We start from the raw sequence: 17,774 nt of genomic DNA, 5'->3' as shown, positions 1-17,774 counted from the left end.
GGGAGAGGGGGACATGAGGATGCGCGCGCGAGGGCTGATGAATCTGCGTGCCGTCCTGGCGCCGGTCGCGGCGGGGATGTGCGCGATGGCGGCGGCCGCGGCCGTTCTGGTGCCGGCGCTGGGCGGGGACGCCGCGGGCGAGGGGGCCGGCCGCGGCCGTGCGTCGCCGCCGGTCACGCACCACGCGTACCCGCCCGGCGCCGCGCCGGCCGCGGCGACGTGCACGGAGCGGAACGCAGCGGAGAGCCTGCGGCCGTCGTCGGACGAGGGCGCGTCGGTGACCCGGATCAAGGAGAAGGGCCAACTGGTCGTCGGTGTCGACCAGAACACCTACCGGTGGGGCTACCGCGACCCGGCCACGGGCAAGCTGGCGGGCTTCGACATCGATCTGGCGCGGGCGATCGCCGAGGACATCCTGGGACCGGACGCCAAGGTCGTCTTCAAGGCGGTGCCGACCAACCAGCGGATACCCGCGCTGCGGAAGCGCTCGGTGGACATGGTGGTCCGGACGATGACGATCAACTGTGCGCGCAAGCGGAAGGTCGCGTTCTCGACCTCGTACTTCCAGGCCGGGCAGCAGGTGCTGGCCCCCAGATCGTCGAAGATCACGGCATTCGACGACTCGCTGCGCGGCAAACGGGTGTGCACGGCCGCGGGTTCGACGGGGGAGTCGGCGCTGACGGCACAGCGGCACGGTGCGGAGGTGCTCACGGTGCCCAACCAACTCGACTGCCTGGTACGGCTGCAGCTGGGCGCGGCGGATGCCGTGGTGACGGACAGCGCGCTGGCCGCGGCGCAGGCGGCGCAGGACCCCACGGTGGAGCTCAAGGGGGAACCGTTCACGGACGAGTCGTACGGCGTGGCGATGAACAAGGACGACACGGATCTGGTGCGACGGGTCAACAAGGTCCTGGACGACTACCGGGGCGACGGGGGCCCCGACAGCCCCTGGATGCGGGCCTATCGCACCTGGCTACAGGCCGATATGCCGGGAATATCGGGACCACCGTCGCCGGGGTACAGCGACTGACCCGCCGACGGGTCTCGTTCCGCCACGGGACCGCCCCAAGGAGCGGAGTACGGGACCGATCGCCCCATGGAGCGCGGCGGTGCCGTTCACTGGGCAAGAACGCGCGAGGACGACGAACCGGACGACGAACGAGCCGACAAAAGGGTCGGTGAACGGGAGGACCGGGCGAGGGAACGGGGAAGAGAAAGACCGCAGGAGCCGACAACGACACCGCAGCAGCCACTCGGTAGCAGCAAACACCCTGCACCGTAAGCGTATTGGAGAGGTGATCGATGGGGGTCCCTGGACCCGTCCCCGGATCTCCGGGGAGTCCCGATGCCCCGGTGCTGGGCCGGGAGGAGGTGGACCGCGCCCTGGCACGGCTCGGCGCCGAGTACGAGGCGATCGAGACGTCGCTGCTGGCGCTGCAGGACCACGCCGGGCGCCGGCTGCTGGAGGGCGCCGACCTGTCGGGCACCACCAAGGAGCGCTGGGCCGAGACGGAGCGGTCCGTCACGGCCCTGTGGTCGCTGTTCGACGCGTATGCGGCGACCTTGGAGGCGGCGCGTGAGCTGCGGTCCCGGCACCGCTGGCCGTCCCCGCAGGAGCTGGCGGAGCTGACCGGGCTGCTGCACGGCGAGTCGGTGACGGTACCGGGCCCGGCCGCGACGGGCAACGCCCCGGGAAGCGGTCCGGGAAGCGGCTCGGCAAGCGGTCCGGCCGGGCTCGGCCGGCGGTACCGCCTGGAGGACGTCGTCGAGCGGATGAACGGGCTGTACGCGCGGTCGCTGGACGTGATCGTCGCGGCCGACGCGGTCTGGTCGGCGCTGCCCGCCCGTATAGACCTGCTCTCCGCCGAGCTGCAGCGCACGAGTTCACTGGCGCATTCGGTGGGCGTACGCCCCGGTGAGCATCCGGCGGGCGACGACCTGGAGCGGATCACGGGTGAGCTGCGGCGGCTGCGCGATCAGGTGATCGCGGATCCACTGGCGTTCTGGGTGTCGTCGGCGACGGGGAGTTCGGCGCCCGGCGGCGGCCGTCCGGACACCGCGCGCTACGACCGCGCGGCGCGGGCGCTGGAGGACATCCGGCGGGAGGTGGCGGCGGTGCTGGACGTCCGGCAGGACGCGGAGCAGCGCCTGATGCAGCTGCGCGATGTGCTCTCCCGCGCCGACCGCACGCTGACCGAGGCGCGGCAGGCCCGCGGTGAGGTGCTGGCGAAGATCGCCGCATCGGAGGTCCCGGCGGTCAGCGGACCGTCGACGGCGCTGCACGAGCAGCTGGCCACCGCCGCGGAGTACCGCAGGCGCGCACAGTGGCACCGCCTCTCGCCGCTGCTGGACAGCCTGGAGGAGCGGGCCGAGGACGAACTCCACCGCGCCCGCGAGTCGTTGACGGCGGTGACCGCGCCGCTCGCGGTACGCGCCGAGCTGCGCGGCCGGCTGGACGCGTACCGGGCGAAGCTGACACGGCAGGGCATGGCGGAGGACCCGCTGCTGGTGGAACGGTACGACGCGGCCCGCCGGATGCTGTGGAGCGCGCCATGCGATCTGCGGGCGGCCGAGCACGCGGTATGGCGCTATCAGCAGGCCGCGGCGGAGGCGATGACCGCGCCTCCGCCGCCGGGTGAGGGGGATGCATCGTGACCGACCGGGCCGACGAACGCTGCCAGCGCCGGGACTGCACGGGCCGGTACGAGGATGCCGGCGGCGGTGAGCTCTACTGCGACCTGTGCGGCCGGCCGCCGGTGGTCTCGCCGGCCGGTCTGCTGTCGTCGCCGCCCACCGGCCTGACGGGCCGGGCGCTCACCGGGGCGGCGGGCCGGGCCGCGGCCGGGGCGCTGCTGACGGTCCCCTCCCCCGGCCCCGGTTCGGGCGGTTCGGGCGGTTCGCCACCGTCCGGACGCTTATCGGCGTCCGCACGCTCATCGCCGCCCGCGTCCACGCGCTCGGGACCGTCCCTGCGCGCACTCTCCGGCCGACCGTCGCGGTCGCAGTCGCGGTCCGGCAGCGGGGCCAGGGCGGCGGTGCCGGTGCGCAGCGCGGGCAGCGGCTCGTCCTCCGGCTCCGCGCGGGGGCGGCTGGGGGCGGGTCTGGTGACGGTGCCGCAGGTGCCGCGGCCCGATCCGCGGACGGCGGTGCTGGAGCACCCGGAGGTCCCGGAGCGCAAGAGGTTCTGCAGCCGCGCGGACTGCGGTGCGCCGGTGGGCCGTTCGCGCGGTGGGCGGGCGGGCCGGACGGAAGGGTTCTGCACCAAGTGCGGCCATCCCTACAGCTTTGTGCCCAAGCTGTGGCCCGGTGAGATGGTGCACGGCCAGTACGAGGTCGTCGGCTGTCTGGCGCACGGCGGGCTCGGCTGGATCTATCTGGCGATCGACCGCGCGGTCTCCGACCGGTGGGTGGTCCTCAAGGGGCTGCTGGACACCGGCGACGAGGAGGCGCTCTCGGTGGCGATGTCCGAGCGCCGCTTCCTCGCCGAGATCGAGCACGCCAACATCGTGCGGATCTACAACTTCGTGGAACATCTCGACCGGGCCACGGGCAGCCTCGACGGCTATATCGTCATGGAGTACGTCGGCGGCATGTCGTTGAAGGAGATAGCCAACGGCCGTCGTACGCCCCAGGGGAGGCGTGATCCGCTGCCGGTCGAGCAGGCCTGCGCGTACGGTATCGAGGCCCTGGAGGCGCTCGGCCATCTGCACAGCCGGGGCTTCCTGTACTGCGACTTCAAGGTCGACAACGCCATCCAGCAGCACGACCAGCTCAAGCTGATCGACATGGGCGCGGTGCGCCGGATCGACGACCACCAGAGCCCGGTCTACGGCACGATCGGCTATCAGGCACCGGAGATCGCCGAGCTGGGCGCGTCGGTGGCGTCCGATCTGTACACGGTCGCCCGCACGCTCGCCGTCCTCACCTTCGACTTCCAGGGCTATACCACCGTCTTCGCGGACTCCCTGCCCGATCCCGACCACATCCGGGTGTTCCGTACCTACGAGTCGTTCCACCGGCTGCTGGTGCGCGCCACGGACCCGGACCGGGAGCGCCGGTTCGGGTCCGCGGAGGAGATGGCCGAGCAGCTGACGGGCGTGCTGAGGGAGGTGGTGGCGCTCCAGTCGGGCGAGCCGCGGCCGGCGCTGTCGAAGCTCTTCGGACCGGAGCTGCGCGCCGTGGACACCGAGGTGATGGCCCCGCAGGACGGGGACAGTTCGCTCCTGGGGGCGCGTGCCGCGTACGCGGAGCGCACAGAGCACTCCGAGCGCGCAGCACTCTCCGAGCAGGCAGCGCACTCCGAACGGGCGGCGCACTCCGAGCGAGCGGAGCACGGCGGTCCGGTACCGCGCCCCCTGGATGTCGCGGCCGCTGCCCTCGCGCTTCCGGTGCCACGGGTGGATCCGGACGATCCGAACGCCGGTCTGCTCGCCGGTCCGCTGACCGCCGCCCCGGCCGAACTGCTCGCCGCGCTGCGCTCCGCGCCCACCACGTCCCTGGAAGTCCGGCTGCGGGAGCTGCGCGCCCATCTGGAGACCGGCGACGGCGCGGCGGCCCGGTCCGTGCTGGAGGCGATCGCGGCGGAGCCCGCCGAGCCGTGGACGGCCGCGGCGCGGGACGGCGCCGGGAAGTGGGGCGCCGACTGGCGGGTGGTATGGCACGGCGGTCTGGTGACGCTCGCCACCGGGGACGTCGAGGACGCCGCACCGGCCTTCGACGCGGTCTACGACGCCTTCCCCGGCGAGCCGGCGCCCAAGCTGGCCCTGGGCATCTGCGCCGAGCTGCTGGGCCGGTCGGACAGCGCGGAGGAGTACTACCGACTGGTGTGGACGACCGACCGCGGCTATGTCAGCGCCGCGTTCGGGCTGGCCCGGGTGCGGCTGGCGGCGGGCGACCGTACGGGCGCGGTCGAGGCGCTGGAGTCCGTACCGGAGGCATCGATCCACTACACCGCGGCGCGGATCGCGGCGGTCCGCGCCCGGCTGCGGCAGCGCGCGCCGGGCGATGCGCTGCTGCCTGACCTGCGGGCCGCCGCCGAACAGGTCGAGGCCCTCGCCGACTTCGGCCTGGATGCCGAGCGCCGGGAACAGCTCACCACCGAAGTACTGGGCACCGCCCTGGACTGGGTACTCTCCGGGAGCCACAGCGGCGTCCCGGAGACCGAACCGGAGCACGGATCGCAGAACGGAACGCAGAACGGATCGGGGAACGGAACGCAGAACGAAGCAGCCGCGGACGAGCGGCCAGCGCTGCTCGGCTGCCCACTGGACGAGCGCGGCCTGCGGTTCGGCCTGGAGCGCTCGTACCGGCTGCTGGCGCGGCTGGCGCAGCGTGGCGACAGAAGGATCGAGCTGGTGGAACGGGCCAACCGCTTCCGCCCCAGGACGTGGGTGTGACATGGGTGTGACGGGGCCGGTCCGGTGTTCCGGGTGTGGTGAACCGCTCGACGCGGAGGACAAGTTCTGCGGCCGGTGCGGCACCGCGCTGCTGATGCCGACCGCACCGCCGGCGTACGGTCGTCCCGCCGCAGCGCCGCCGTACCGGCCTGGCACACCGCCGCCGTACAGCCCGCCATACGGTTCTGCCGCGCCGCCACCGTACGGTCCTGCCGCACCCTCGCCGTACAGCCCTGCCACACCAGCCGCGTACGGCCCTGCCACACCCACCGCGTACAGTCCCGCCGCACCAGCGGCGTACGGAGCGCCTGCCGCGCCGCCGGTACCGCCGCTGCCGTCCAGGGCACCGGTCACGCCGGCGCCTCCCCTGGCCTCCTCCGTACCGAACACCCCCACCTGGCCGGCCGGGGCGACCTACGCATCCGGGCCAGCCGGTCCCGTGGGGCCGCCGCCTCCGGATCCGCAGACCCGCCTCCCGTACGGGGACGCCCCCGCACCGTCCGGCCCCGCGGCACCGGAGCGGTCGGCGCCGCCGCCCATCGACCCCCGTGTCCCCAGGTACGCGCTCGATCCCCGCGTCGCCGGGTACGAACCGACCGCCGACGCCGCGATCGGAGCGGCTGCCCGTGCCACGCCGGAGGCCGAGGATCCGGCCGCGGCCCCCGAGGGGTCCCGTACCCCCACCCACGGCACCCCGGCCCACGGCACCCCGCCCCAGGGCAGCCCGGCCCACCGCGCTCCCGCCCGGAGCGCCCTCAGCCGGCTCGCCCGGAATTCCCCGGTCTGCGCCGTCTGCCACTCCGGCGCCGTGGACCCCCATGGATACTGCGACCGGTGCGGCCACGCCCGGCCCCGCGAACGCGACCACCTGGAGCGCGAGTTGGCGGGGATCGCGGCGGTCAGCGACCGGGGCCACCGCCACCACCGCAACGAGGACTTCTTCGCCCTCCGGGCCACCGCGCTGCCCGATGGTTCGCCCGCCGTGGCCGCGGTGGTCTGTGACGGCGTCTCGTCGGCGACCCGTCCGGACGAGGCGTCCATGGTGGCGTCGGAGGCCGCGGGCGAGGCGCTGCTGGCCTCGCTGCCGCGCGGCATCCACCCCCAGCAGGCCATGCACGAGGCCGTCCTGGTGGCCTCCGCCACGGTCGACGCGCTGGCCGCCGACCCTTCCCTGGCGCATCACGAGCACCATCAGCAGAACGCCCCGGCCTGCACATTCGTCGGCGTGGTGGTCGGCGGCGGGCTGCTCACGGTCGGCTGGGTCGGCGACAGCCGCGCCTACTGGATCCCCGACGACCGTACGGCGCCGCCCGTACGGCTCACCGAGGACGACTCCTGGGCCGCCCAGATGGTCGCCAACAACCTGATGTCCGAGGCGGAGGCGAACGCCGATCAGCGGGCGCACGCCATCACCGGCTGGCTCGGCGCCGACGCGTACGAGGTGGAACCGCACACCGCGACGTTCAAACCCGACGGTCCCGGTGTCGTGGTGGTGTGCACGGACGGGCTGTGGAACTACGCCGAAACCGCCGAGCGGATGGCCGCGGCGCTGCCGTACGACGCCCCCGTCCGGCCGCTGGACGCCGCCCGGGCGCTGGTCGCCCACGCTCTCGACGGCGGCGGGCACGACAACGTAACGGTGGCGGTGGTGCCGTTCCCCGCGCCGTCGACGGGGGCAGGATCGCCCCACGGCGCATCCTGACCGGACCGCATGCGGACGAGTCGAACAAGTACAAACCACCCAGCAAGTGCTGGATACCCGTAAGTCGGGTGATGCCGACCGCGCGAGGGGGAATCCGGTCCGGCCCGTCCGCTCACCGGACGGGCCGGGGAACACGGAGAGTACGAAACTCCTTGCGAAGGTGGTGGGCGTCGCCGATGCGGCGACCGGTACTGTGCGACTGGCGACTGGCGACACAGGGCGCCGAGGCCGACGAGATGACTCTTGAGACGCGCTCGGCGCACACCATTCGCGTAAAACACGTAAAGCAATAGCCACAACGAACCACAATCAGTACCGACACAATCAGTACCGAGCAATGCCGAAGCCAAGCAGTGCCTGAGAGAGAACGGTACGGAGGGGGAAGATCCGACATGCCGACCTGCCCGAACGGCCATCAGTCGGTGGCCGAAGACTGGTGCGAGGTGTGCGGCCAGCGGATGGCGGGTGCTGTCCCCCCGCCGCCTTCCCTGCCTGCCGGCTTCCTGAACACACCGCCGGCGGGGCAGCCGACCGGTCCCGCTCAGCCCGGCCCGCCCCCGGGACAGGCCGGGCCGCCGCCCGGCGGGCCCCCGCCCGGCGCACCTGACGCTCAGCCCGGACCGGGCGGCCAGGGCGGCTACGGCTTCCCGCCGCCCGCACCGGGCCCCGGCCAACCCCCGGCCCCCACGCCACCACAGGGCATGCCCGGCCCCGACACCCACGGCGGCCAGAGCGGCTACGGCTTCCCACCCCCCGCACCCGGACCAGGCAGCCCCGGTCCCGGCCCCGGCCCCGGCCCCGACCAGCAGCCCGGCTCCTTCCCCGGTACACCCAGCCCCGGCGGCCCCTCTTCACAGGGCGGCCAGGGCACGCCCGGTGTCCAGGGCGGCTACGGTTTCCCGCCACCCGCACCGGGCCCCGGCCAACCCCCGGCCCCCACCCCACCACAGGGCATGCCCGGCCCCGACACCCACGGCGGCCAGAGCGGCTACGGCTTCCCGCCACCCGCACCCGGCCCGGGCACCCCCGGCCCCGGCCCGGCCCAGACCCCACCCCCGCACCAGGGCATGCCCGGCCCCAGCGGCCCCGGCCAGCCCGGACCCGGTGGGTTCCCCGGCCACCCAGGACCGCCGCCCGGTATGCCCGGCCCCGGCCCGGCCGGTCAGCCCGCCCCGCCGCCACAGCAGCAGAGCGGCGACGACTGGCCGCTGAGCCCGCCGGCCGCCCAGCCCGGACCGCCGCCGGCCGACCATATGCCTCCCGGCGCCGCCCAGGCCGGACCCGCGCCGATGGCACCGCCGCAGCCGGGCCCCGGCCCGCAGGCCCCGTTCGAGCAGCAGCCGACCGCGCCGTTCCCGCCGCAGCCGCAAGCCCCGTACGAACCACAGCCGCCGCAGGCCCCGTTCGAGCAGCAGCTGCCGCCGCAGCAGGCACCCGGACCGGACCAGCAGTGGAACGGCGGCCCCGGCCAGGGCCCCGGCCCCGTGGCACCGCCGCAGGGTCCGGCGCCGGTCGTCGGTGACGGCTGGGTGGTGGCGATCGCGCCGGACCGTGAGTACTTCATGGCGATGATGGGCCGCAGCGGCCCGGAGGCGGCGGGCCTCAACCTGCCCGCGTACTCCCCCGAGCAGGTGCTCCCACTCTCCAACGGCCAGCTCTCGGTCGGCCGCCGCCGCAACAGCACCGGCGAATCCCCGGACATCGACCTGGGCAGCACGCCGGAGGATCCGGGCGTCTCGCATCAGCACGCGTTGCTGGTGCAGCAGCAGGACGGCAGCTGGGCGGTGGTGGACCAGAACTCCACCAACGGCACGACGATCAACCTCGCCGAGGAGCCGGTCCAGCCGTACGTACCGGTGCCGCTCCATGAGGGAGACCGGGTGCACGTCGGCGCCTGGACGACGCTCACCCTCCGCCGCGGCTGACCCGCCGGACGGCATTCGGACGGCATCGGACGATCAACGGGCGGACAACGGAGGGCGAACGGGGCGTGATCGGCTGATCGCGCCCCGTTCGTTCGTCGTGCGCGCCGGCCCGCACCGCTTCGCACCCGCCCGCACCGGCCGCCCTACGACCGAAGTCCTAGCCCGGGGCGTCTGCCACCATGGACGGGTGAACAAGATTCCGCGCGGCACACTTCAGGAGCAGACCTTCTACGAGCAGGTCGGCGGCGAGGCGACCTTCCGGCGCCTGGTGCACCGCTTCTACCAGGGAGTCGCCGAGGACCCGCTGCTGCGGCCGATGTACCCGGAGGAGGACCTGGGGCCGGCCGAGGAACGGCTCGCCCTCTTCCTCATGCAGTACTGGGGCGGACCCCGTACGTACAGCGACGGCCGCGGGCACCCCCGGCTGCGGATGCGGCACGCCCCGTTCACCGTCGACCGGGCCGCCCACGATGCCTGGCTGCGCCATATGCGGGACGCAGTGGACTCCCTCGGCCTGTCCGAGGAACACGAGACGCAGCTGTGGAACTACCTCACCTACGCCGCCGCCTCAATGATCAACACCGCGGACTGACGAACCCCTGACGCCACGCGGAAATCCTGCTGCCCCCGTGACTCCCGTCACCTCACCGCCGCGCTCGTGCCTCAGACCGGTGTGACCGTGAGCCCCGACAGCCCCGTGAGCCCGGCCGGGTCCCCGGTCCGCACGGCGATCGATCCGTACGGGGTGCTCAGCCGCAGCCACCCGGCCGCGGACAGCAGACTCAGCTGCTGAGGCCGCGTACCCGGAACCTGGGAACCCGGGGTCTGGGAACTCCGGGCCTGGGAACCCGGAACCTGGGAACTCGGGGCCTCGGTTCCGTTCGCGGTACGGCCGCCGGCGAGCGCGCCGGTCCGGGCCGGGCGGAGGAAGCCCAGCGACTGGGCGGCGTGCGCGGCGCGCAGCGGGAGGTGGGTGTCACCGAGGCTGCGCGACCAGATCTCCCGGCCGATACGGTCGCGCTCGGCGCGGGTGCGGTGCTGGGGCGGCAACGCCTCGGCCCGGGCGCGGAATTCGGCGACCGCGGCGGCCACCGCGCGTACCAGCGCCTCGGGCGCCGGCAGCCCCGGCAACCGCTGCCAGCCGCCGCGCGGCGGCAGCACACCGGTCCAGGGCGGTCCCGTGACACCGGCGGGAACGGTGAGCGTCGCCACCGGCTCGTCGATGCCGTCGAGGAGTTCACCGGCCGAGACGGTGGTGTCGAGGGTGTGATCCCCGGCGAGCCGGACCGTGCGGATGGCCAGCACCTCGAAGGACGGCGGGCGGCCGAAGACGGCGAGTACGCCGCCGCCGGCCTGCAGGCGCACGACCGCGGCCCGGTCGTAGTGGATCAGCCGGGCGAGGAAGGCGGCGAGGTCCGCCGCCTCCCCCGCATCGGCCAGGCGCAGCACCGTCATACCGCGACGGTTCCCTCCTCGAACGACTCCTGGTCGCCGGAACGTTCCCGGCCGTCCGGCTCTTCCTGGCCGTCCAGGTACTTCTTGAGGATCGCCTTCTCCTCCGCGGTGAGGCGGCGCGGACGCTCCTCGGCGAAGTCGAACGGCACGACGACGGTCGAGGCTCTCAGATAGAGCGTGTCCTCGTCCTTCACCTCGTAGGCCACGGTCATCGACGCGGCACTGATCTTCGTCACCCACAGCTCGACGGTCACCGGGGCGTGCCGGTGCACCAGCTGGCGCACGTAGTCGATCTCGTGCCGGGCGACGACCGAGCCGCCCGAGAACGCCGGGCTCCCGTCCCCCGGCGCCAGACGCCGCATGAAGTCGATCCGTGCCTCTTCGAGGTAGCGGACGAACACCGCGTTGTTGACATGGCCGAAGGCGTCCATGTCCGACCAGCGCAGGGGGCAGGAGTAGAAGTGCCGCACGGCGGTCAGCCCCGGGTGAGCTTCTTGTACGTGGCGCGGTGCGGGCGGGCGGCTTCCACGCCGAGCCGCTCGACCTTGTTCTTCTCGTACGACTCGAAGTTGCCCTCGAACCAGAACCACTTGGACTCGCCCTCGTACGCCAGGATGTGTGTGGCGATGCGGTCGAGGAACCAGCGGTCGTGGGAGACGACCACGGCGCAGCCGGGGAACTCCAGCAGCGCGTTCTCCAGCGACGACAGAGTTTCGACGTCGAGGTCGTTGGTCGGCTCGTCGAGGAGGAGCAGGTTGCCGCCCTGCTTCAGGGTGAGCGCGAGGTTCAGCCGGTTGCGCTCACCACCGGACAGGACACCCGCCGGCTTCTGCTGGTCCGGGCCCTTGAAGCCGAACGCGGAGACGTACGCCCGCGAGGGCATCTCGACCTGGCCGACGTTGATGTAGTCCAGCTCGTCGGAGACCACGGCCCACAGGGTCTTCTTGGGGTCGATGTTCTCGCGGCTCTGGTCGACGTAGGAGATCTTGACGGTCTCACCGACCTTGATGGTGCCGGAGTCCGGGGTCTCCAGGCCCTGGAGCATCTTGAACAGGGTGGTCTTACCGGCGCCGTTGGGGCCGATGACGCCCACGATGCCGTTGCGCGGCAGTGTGAAGCTCAGGTCGTCGATCAGGACCTTCTCGCCGAAGGCCTTGTTGAGGTTGTTGACCTCGACGACGACATTGCCCAGGCGCGGGCCCGGCGGGATCTGGATCTCTTCGAAGTCCAGCTTCCGGGTCTTCTCGGCCTCGGCGGCCATCTCCTCGTAACGCGCCAGACGGGCCTTGGACTTGGCCTGCCGTCCCTTGGCGTTGGAGCGCACCCACTCCAGCTCTTCCTTGAGACGCTTGGCGCGCTTGGCGTCCTTCTGGCCCTCGACCTTGAGACGGGTGGCCTTGGTGTCGAGGTAGGTGGAGTAGTTGCCCTCGTACGGGTGGGCGCGGCCGCGGTCCAGCTCCAGGATCCACTGGGCCACGTTGTCGAGGAAGTACCGGTCGTGGGTGACGGCGACAACGGTGCCGGGGTACTTCGCGAGGTGCTGCTCCAGCCACTGCACGGACTCGGCGTCCAGGTGGTTGGTGGGCTCGTCGAGCAGCAGCAGGTCGGGGGCCTCCAGCAGCAGCTTGCACAGCGCGACGCGGCGGCGCTCACCACCGGAGAGGGTGGTGACCGGCCAGTCGCCGGGCGGGCAGCCGAGCGCGTCCATGGCCTGCTCCAGCTGGGTGTCCAGGTCCCACGCGTTGGCGTGGTCCAGGTCCTCCTGGAGCTTGCCCATCTCCTCCATGAGCGCGTCGGAGTAGTCGGTCGCCATCAGCTCGGCGACCTCGTTGAAGCGCTTGAGCTTCCCCATGACCTCCTTGGCGCCGTCCTGGACGTTCTCCAGCACCGTCTTCGACTCGTCCAGCGGCGGCTCCTGCAGGAGCATGCCGACGGTGTAGCCGGGCGACAGGAACGCGTCACCGTTCGACGGCTGCTCGAGACCGGCCATGATCTTCAGCACCGTGGACTTACCGGCACCGTTGGGACCCACGACACCGATCTTCGCGCCCGGCAGGAAGCTCAGCGTCACGTCATCAAGGATGACCTTGTCGCCGTGCGCCTTGCGCGCCTTGCGCATCGTGTAGATGTACTCAGCCAAGAGAAACCGTCCGGCAGATTGGGATCGATCAGAGTCTGTGTGCGGCACCGCCCCAGGACCGGGCGTCGCCGGGGCCATGGGAGGAGGCAGATACACCCCATCTTGCCGTACGGCCGGCCCTCGGAGAAAACGGGTGCCAAGGGGTGGATGCCAGCGGCCCCGGAGCGAATCAACGCTCCGGGGCCGCAGGATGTTCCCTCTACGGCCACCCGATCACCGGCCGGGCGGCCTGCGGTGACCTTCGGCGACGGGGAGGTCGCCGAAGGTCACGGGCGGGCAGGTGCCGCCGGACGCCGCCGGCCTGCGCCGACCGCGGTTACCGGGCCTGGGTGCCCGTTACTTACTGAGCCTGGGTGCCCGTCTTCTTCTTACGGAGGAAGAAGACCGCCGCGCCGCCGACCGCGACGAGGCCGACCGCGATGCCTGCGATCATCGGCGTGGAGCTGCTGGCACCGGTCTCGGCGAGGTCGGTGCCGTGGCCGCCACCGGTGCTGCCGCCGACCGAGGCTGCCGGGCTGCTGGGCTGGGGGGTGGGCTTGGCGCCACCGCTGCCGGCGGTCTTGCAGTCCAGCACGCCGGTGAAGGTCTTCTTGAAGCCGCCCGCGCCCTTGATCGTGATCTCGTACGCCTGGTCCTCGGCCACCGGAACGGTCACGGTCTTCGACGCGCCCGGCGCGACCTCGTAGTCCTTGCCGGACAGCTGGAAGCGGAACGCCTCATCGCCCTTGTTGCTGGCCGTCACGTCCACGCCGCCCTTGGCGCAGTTCTTGTCCGCGGTGATCGCCGGAATGGCGCCCTGCTTCTTCCAGGAGGCCGTGGCGGCCGCGGAGACCGTGGACTCGCTGGAGCCGGCCAGGATCTGGGTCTGGCTCTTGGCGTGCTGGCCGATACCGGTGAAGGCACGGCCGACCGGGACCTTGGTGGCGGCCTGCACCGTCAGCGAGGTGCTGCCGTCCGCGGCGCCCTTCGGCACGTCGAAGAACAGCTGGGTGCCGTCGGTCGCGCTGGTGACCGGCTTGCCGTCCTTGCCGACGACCTTCACGCCGGCCGGCGCACCGGCGGCCGGGGAGACCGTCGCGCTGTCGGCGTTGGTGTGCACGGTGACCGGACCGAGCTTGCTGCCGGACTTGCCGGAGACGGCCGACGGGTCCAGCTTCAGCGAAGCCTTGGGCTCGGCCACGCTCTTGGCGTTCTTCTCGAGGTAGTCCGCGAGCTTCTCGGCCGCCGGGTCGAGCGCGTCGACCTTGACGTGGTCGGAGAAGCGCCAGATCGCGACCTGGGTACCAGCCGCGGCGGTCTTCTCGGTGAGGTTGCCCGCCCCGGCCTTGGTGGCCAGCGCAGCGAGGTCGTTCACCTGGGGGTAGGAGTTCTGCAGGATCCAGCGGATCTTGCCGGCGTCCGTGTTGTTGTGCAGCGACGAGGCGCTCCACGGCACTTCCTGGTACCGCGCCTGCTGCTGCGTCGGGTTGTGGATGTCGATGCAGTACGTCTGGAGCGTGCCGCCGTTGTCCACCGACATCTCGAAGAGCCCCGCGCCGATGCGCTGCTCTCCACCCTCACCGTGCACGACCGCCTGGTCGAAGGTCTTCAGTCCACCGAGCGTGGCAGTGGCACCCCCTTGCGCCGGGGTGTTCTCATCCGCCACTGCGGTCCCCGCGGTGGCTATCGCGCCGGCCGCGATGAGGCCCGAGGCCACCACCGCGGCGGCAAGGCGGGCTGCGCCCCGCCCCTTCATCGAAAGCATGAATTTCCCCTCTGGGCGAGGCGGTCGAGTGGGGACGGTGCCTCGCCGAAAGATCCCAAAGAACTCAACAGCTGGACGTTGTTGTTTTTCGGCCCTCATGAGCCAACGTCAATCCCCGTGAGCCCCCGTGAGTGCTGCTGGTGATCCTATGAAGCAGGCGCCTCAGGGTCCCCACCAATGCCCTCCCATAAGCGATCCGAATCGCAATCGTTACCGAACATGGGCACTTTGACCTGGCCTTATCGACAAATCTCCAGGGACTTTTCAGGACACTGCCACCTTCTGGGGTGAATCACTCCGGATCACCTGGACGCCATCCGTCCGCTCACCCCCGACCATCCGCCTTGCCCCGCCCTGCACCTCACCCATCACCTTGTCAGTGCCGGTCCGGGTACTTCGCCCGGCACCCGCCCGAGAGCCAAAGGGCCGGTGCGAGGTGGAAGTTCTGACAGCTCTGACGGTTCTGCTGACAGTTCTGACGGCTCTGCTGACGGTTCTGAGGCGTCCGATAGCTGCGGCTGCGGCTGCGGCTGCGGCTGCGGCTGCACGGCAACGTCTGCTCCCATGCGGGCCGTCCTCGTCGCTCTGCGGAACGCCGCGGTGCCGCGCGAGAGGTCGTGGCCGATCGCGACGGCGTCGACCTCGGCCGAGAACCAGCGCCGACCACCCCGTTCGGGAGCCTGCTCCCCCTCCCTCAGCCGCAACCGCCCCTGCACCACAAGTGGTTCCCCCACCGCCACCGAAGCGGCGACGTTGTCCGCGAGCCCGCGCCACGACCGGACCGTGTAGAAACTCGTCTCCCCGTCGGTCCAGCGCTCCTGGACCTTGTTCCACCGCCGGGACGTCGCCGCGAGCCGGAACCTGGCCACCGTCACACCCGCCCCCGTCAGCCGGTGTTCCACCGCCGTAGCGGCATTCCCCACCAGCGTCACCATCGTGTCGTTCACCGCACACGCCTCCCCCGCGTTCCGCGCACCGGCCCTTTACCGCTCGCGCTGCGTCGACCCCATGTTCCTCACATCCGGCCGCCGCTGCGGAGGCCTGTGGACGAGCGGCCGACTGTGGATAACCCGGCCACTCGGCTGAGTGATTCCAGGATGATTTCGCAGCGGTCCCACAGCGCAACATCCCAGTAACTTCCCGGAACTTCCCGGAACTTCCGGGCGCTTCCGGGCACTCCCAGGAATTTCCGGGAACTCCCGTGGAACGGTCACCCGCCCGACCGTGGAACGGTCACCCGCCCGACGCCACCGCGTACTGCTCCCGCACTTCGCGATAGCGCAACAGCTCGGCAGCGACCGGCTCCAGCACATGAGCCCGCCCACGCCCCGCCACCGCACTCCGCAACCGCCGCTCGGCATCCTGCCCGTAACGCCTGGCGGGACCGCGCGCCACCACCCGGCACAGCCACGCCAGCACCGGCCCGCCCACCGATCCGACGACCGCGGACAGCAGCCCGGAGACCCAGGCCACCGCACCCCCCACCCCGGTGACCGCACCCAACAGCCACAGCACTCCGAAGACTTGAAGCGCGGACATCAGCACCTGCAGGCTGGCGGCCACCGTCCACCACCATGGCTTCACCGCCGGCCCGCCCCGCAGCGACTCCTCGACCTCGTCCGCCACCCCGTCCAGCGCTTCGGGCAGCCCGCGCGCACCGCGCTCCGCCGCCTCGCGCACCGCCAACGCCCAGGGCGCCGGCAGCCCACGCGCCGCCTCACCCGACACGGCCCGTACGGCCTGCTCCACCACCGGCCGCGCCGCCACCCGGCCATCGGCCGCGGATTCCCCCGGCCCCGTACGGCCCCCCTCCGCACCGCGCCGCACCGCACCGGCCTCCTCGCCCTCCACACCGCCCGTACTCCCCTGCCGCTCCCGCCGCCCCCGCATGCGCATCCGCACCCATGGCGACCCGCACGCCCGCTCCGCGTGCCGCAGCCAGTCCCGCTCCGCCGCGCGCCCGGTGGCCGCCGCCCCCACCGCCTCGGCCAACTGGTCATCGAACTCCTCCCGGGCCCGTTCCGTCAGCCCCACCCCGCTCCGCGCCACATACACGGACCGCAGCCGCTCGGCCGCCGCATCCACATCCGCCGCCAGGCGCCGGTCCGCCGCGCCCCGCTCCGCGACGAACCCGCCGAGCGCCTCCCGCAGTTCCGCCACTCCCCGGCCGGTCGCCGCGGACAGCGCGAACACCGCCGCCCCCGGCTCCCCGTGCTCGCCGAGCGCCAGCCCGTCCTCGTCCAGGAGCCGCCGCAGATCGTCCACCACCTGGTCGGCGGCGTCCCCGGGCAGCCGGTCCGCCTGGTTGAGGACGACGAACATCACCTCGGCGTAGCCCGCCATCGGCCGCAGATACCGCTCGTGCAGCACCGCATCCGCGTACTTCTCCGGATCCACCACCCAGATCACCGCGTCCACCAGCTCCAGCATCCGGTCCACCTGCGCACGGTGCTCGGTGGCCGAGGAGTCGTGGTCGGGCAGGTCGATCAGCACGAGGCCGCGCAGCTCGGAGCCGCTGTCCGCCGGGACGTGCCGACGGTGCGCGGGCACCCCCAGCCGGTGCAGCAGTCCCTCCGCGCCCGGCCTGCCGCCCGGCCACACACAGGCCACCGGCTCAGCGGTCGTCGGCCGCCGCGGCCCCACCTGGGAACGATTCGCCCCGGCCAGCGCGTTGAACAACGACGACTTACCGCTGCCGGTGGCCCCCGCGATAGCGACGACGGTGTGCTCACCGGAGAGCCGGTACCGCTCGTCGGCCACCTCCAGCACCCGCCCCGCCGCCTCCAGCGTCCGCCCGTCCAGCCGGCTCCGGGACAGCGCGAGCAGCTCCCGCAACGCCTCCAGCCGCTCGCGCAGCCGCCCGCCCAGGGCGGGCCGTCCCCCGTCCGCGACCCACCGATACCCCACCGCGCCCCCGCCCCACGCACCCCACACGCTCCTCGCATCTCCCCCACCCCACGCCCCCCTCACATCTCCCCCACTCTCCAGCCCCTCCGATTCCACTTCCCCCAGCCCTGCCCCGCCCGCGCTATCCGCCCCGCCCGCCCCATCCGCCGGCACCCGCGGCTGAATCACCGCCTCGGCATCGGCGTACGCCCTCTCGCACGATGCGCCACGTGATCCGGCATACGAAGATCCAGCCGGCGAACCGGTGCGGACGGCGGCACAGGAGGCAGCGACGACCGACCGCCCCCGCGATCCAGTACGTGAATCGCCCGATCCGGTACGGAGATCGACGCGCGGCCTCTCCTGCGGCTCGATCCATGACTCGGCGCATGACGCGACCCACGACTCGCCCCCCGCTCCCTCACCCCCCGACGCGCCCTCCGCCGCCACCCCAGCCCTGGTCGCGCCTGCTGCCCGCGCTCGGCGCGCGATCAGCCCGTCATCCCATGCGCCGCCGCCCGCCGCC

13 protein-coding genes are annotated in these 17,774 nt (G+C 72.5%); 7 read left to right on the top strand and 6 right to left on the bottom strand.

Translation table 11 applies throughout. From position 1 onward, the window contains the following. The first annotated feature begins 13 nt into the window (after positions 1–13). The 7 genes from AZE13_RS16845 to AZE13_RS16815 all read left to right on the top strand — a co-directional run bounded on the left by AZE13_RS16845 (position 14) and on the right by AZE13_RS16815 (position 9,615). Positions 14–1,030 carry a glutamate ABC transporter substrate-binding protein gene (locus tag AZE13_RS16845; protein WP_398780156.1) on the top strand — a complete coding sequence of 339 codons (1,017 nt, stop codon included), beginning with the start codon at positions 14–16 and terminating at the stop codon, positions 1,028–1,030. Positions 1,031–1,302: 272 nt separating this feature from the next. Continuing rightward, positions 1,303–2,655, top strand: coding sequence for a hypothetical protein (locus AZE13_RS16840; protein WP_066931832.1), 1,353 nt, complete (start codon positions 1,303–1,305; stop codon positions 2,653–2,655). Next, entirely contained in the window at positions 2,652–5,396 is a 2,745-nt protein-coding gene (locus AZE13_RS16830) for a serine/threonine-protein kinase (protein ID WP_079124085.1), read from the top strand. Before AZE13_RS16840 ends, AZE13_RS16830 begins: the two co-directional genes overlap by 4 nt. Positions 5,397–5,835: 439 nt before the next feature. Continuing rightward, complete coding sequence (locus AZE13_RS16825) at positions 5,836–7,098, top strand: PP2C family protein-serine/threonine phosphatase (protein ID WP_398780155.1); 1,263 nt, start codon at positions 5,836–5,838, stop codon at positions 7,096–7,098. A 46-nt stretch (positions 7,099–7,144) separates the two neighbouring features. After that, positions 7,145–7,345, top strand: coding sequence for a hypothetical protein (locus AZE13_RS39270; protein WP_398780154.1), 201 nt, complete (start codon positions 7,145–7,147; stop codon positions 7,343–7,345). 454 nt (positions 7,346–7,799) lie between these two features. Then, positions 7,800–9,023, top strand: coding sequence for an FHA domain-containing protein (locus AZE13_RS16820; protein WP_309302200.1), 1,224 nt, complete (start codon positions 7,800–7,802; stop codon positions 9,021–9,023). A 187-nt stretch (positions 9,024–9,210) separates the two neighbouring features. Continuing rightward, positions 9,211–9,615 carry a globin gene (locus AZE13_RS16815; protein ID WP_066931826.1) on the top strand — a complete coding sequence of 135 codons (405 nt, stop codon included), beginning with the start codon at positions 9,211–9,213 and terminating at the stop codon, positions 9,613–9,615. Positions 9,616–9,686: 71 nt separating this feature from the next. Here the strand turns inward: AZE13_RS16815 and AZE13_RS16810 are convergent, their stop codons facing one another. From AZE13_RS16810 to AZE13_RS16785, 6 genes are all read right to left on the bottom strand, one after another. Further along, positions 9,687–10,478 carry a hypothetical protein gene (locus tag AZE13_RS16810; RefSeq protein ID WP_066931824.1) on the bottom strand — a complete coding sequence of 264 codons (792 nt, stop codon included), beginning with the start codon at positions 10,476–10,478 and terminating at the stop codon, positions 9,687–9,689. After that, positions 10,475–10,948, bottom strand: coding sequence for an acyl-CoA thioesterase (locus AZE13_RS16805; RefSeq protein ID WP_398780153.1), 474 nt, complete (start codon positions 10,946–10,948; stop codon positions 10,475–10,477). The genes AZE13_RS16810 and AZE13_RS16805 overlap by 4 nt, the downstream gene beginning before the upstream one ends. Positions 10,949–10,953: 5 nt before the next feature. After that, on the bottom strand, positions 10,954–12,618 hold the full coding sequence (ettA, locus tag AZE13_RS16800) for an energy-dependent translational throttle protein EttA (protein WP_066931822.1): 1,665 nt from the start codon (positions 12,616–12,618) through the stop codon (positions 10,954–10,956). A gap of 340 nt (positions 12,619–12,958) precedes the next feature. Further along, positions 12,959–14,362, bottom strand: coding sequence for a Cys-Gln thioester bond-forming surface protein (locus AZE13_RS16795; protein ID WP_079124084.1), 1,404 nt, complete (start codon positions 14,360–14,362; stop codon positions 12,959–12,961). Between the two features lie 368 nt (positions 14,363–14,730). Next, the gene (locus AZE13_RS38165; RefSeq protein WP_079124083.1) at positions 14,731–15,309 is read right to left on the bottom strand and encodes a single-stranded DNA-binding protein; all 579 of its coding nucleotides are present in this window, start codon (positions 15,307–15,309) and stop codon (positions 14,731–14,733) included. A gap of 286 nt (positions 15,310–15,595) precedes the next feature. Then, positions 15,596–17,698 (bottom strand): YfjP family GTPase, encoded by a 2,103-nt coding sequence (locus AZE13_RS16785; protein ID WP_258527843.1) that lies wholly within the window; start codon positions 17,696–17,698, stop codon positions 15,596–15,598. Positions 17,699–17,774: the final 76 nt, after the last annotated feature.

The sequence above is a fragment of the Streptomyces sp. NBRC 110611 genome (assembly GCF_001590865.1).
GTDB lineage: Bacteria > Actinomycetota > Actinomycetes > Streptomycetales > Streptomycetaceae > Streptomyces.
The sequence above is the reverse complement of the archived record's forward strand: the minus strand, read 5'-3'. Positions and strand labels throughout refer to the sequence as shown.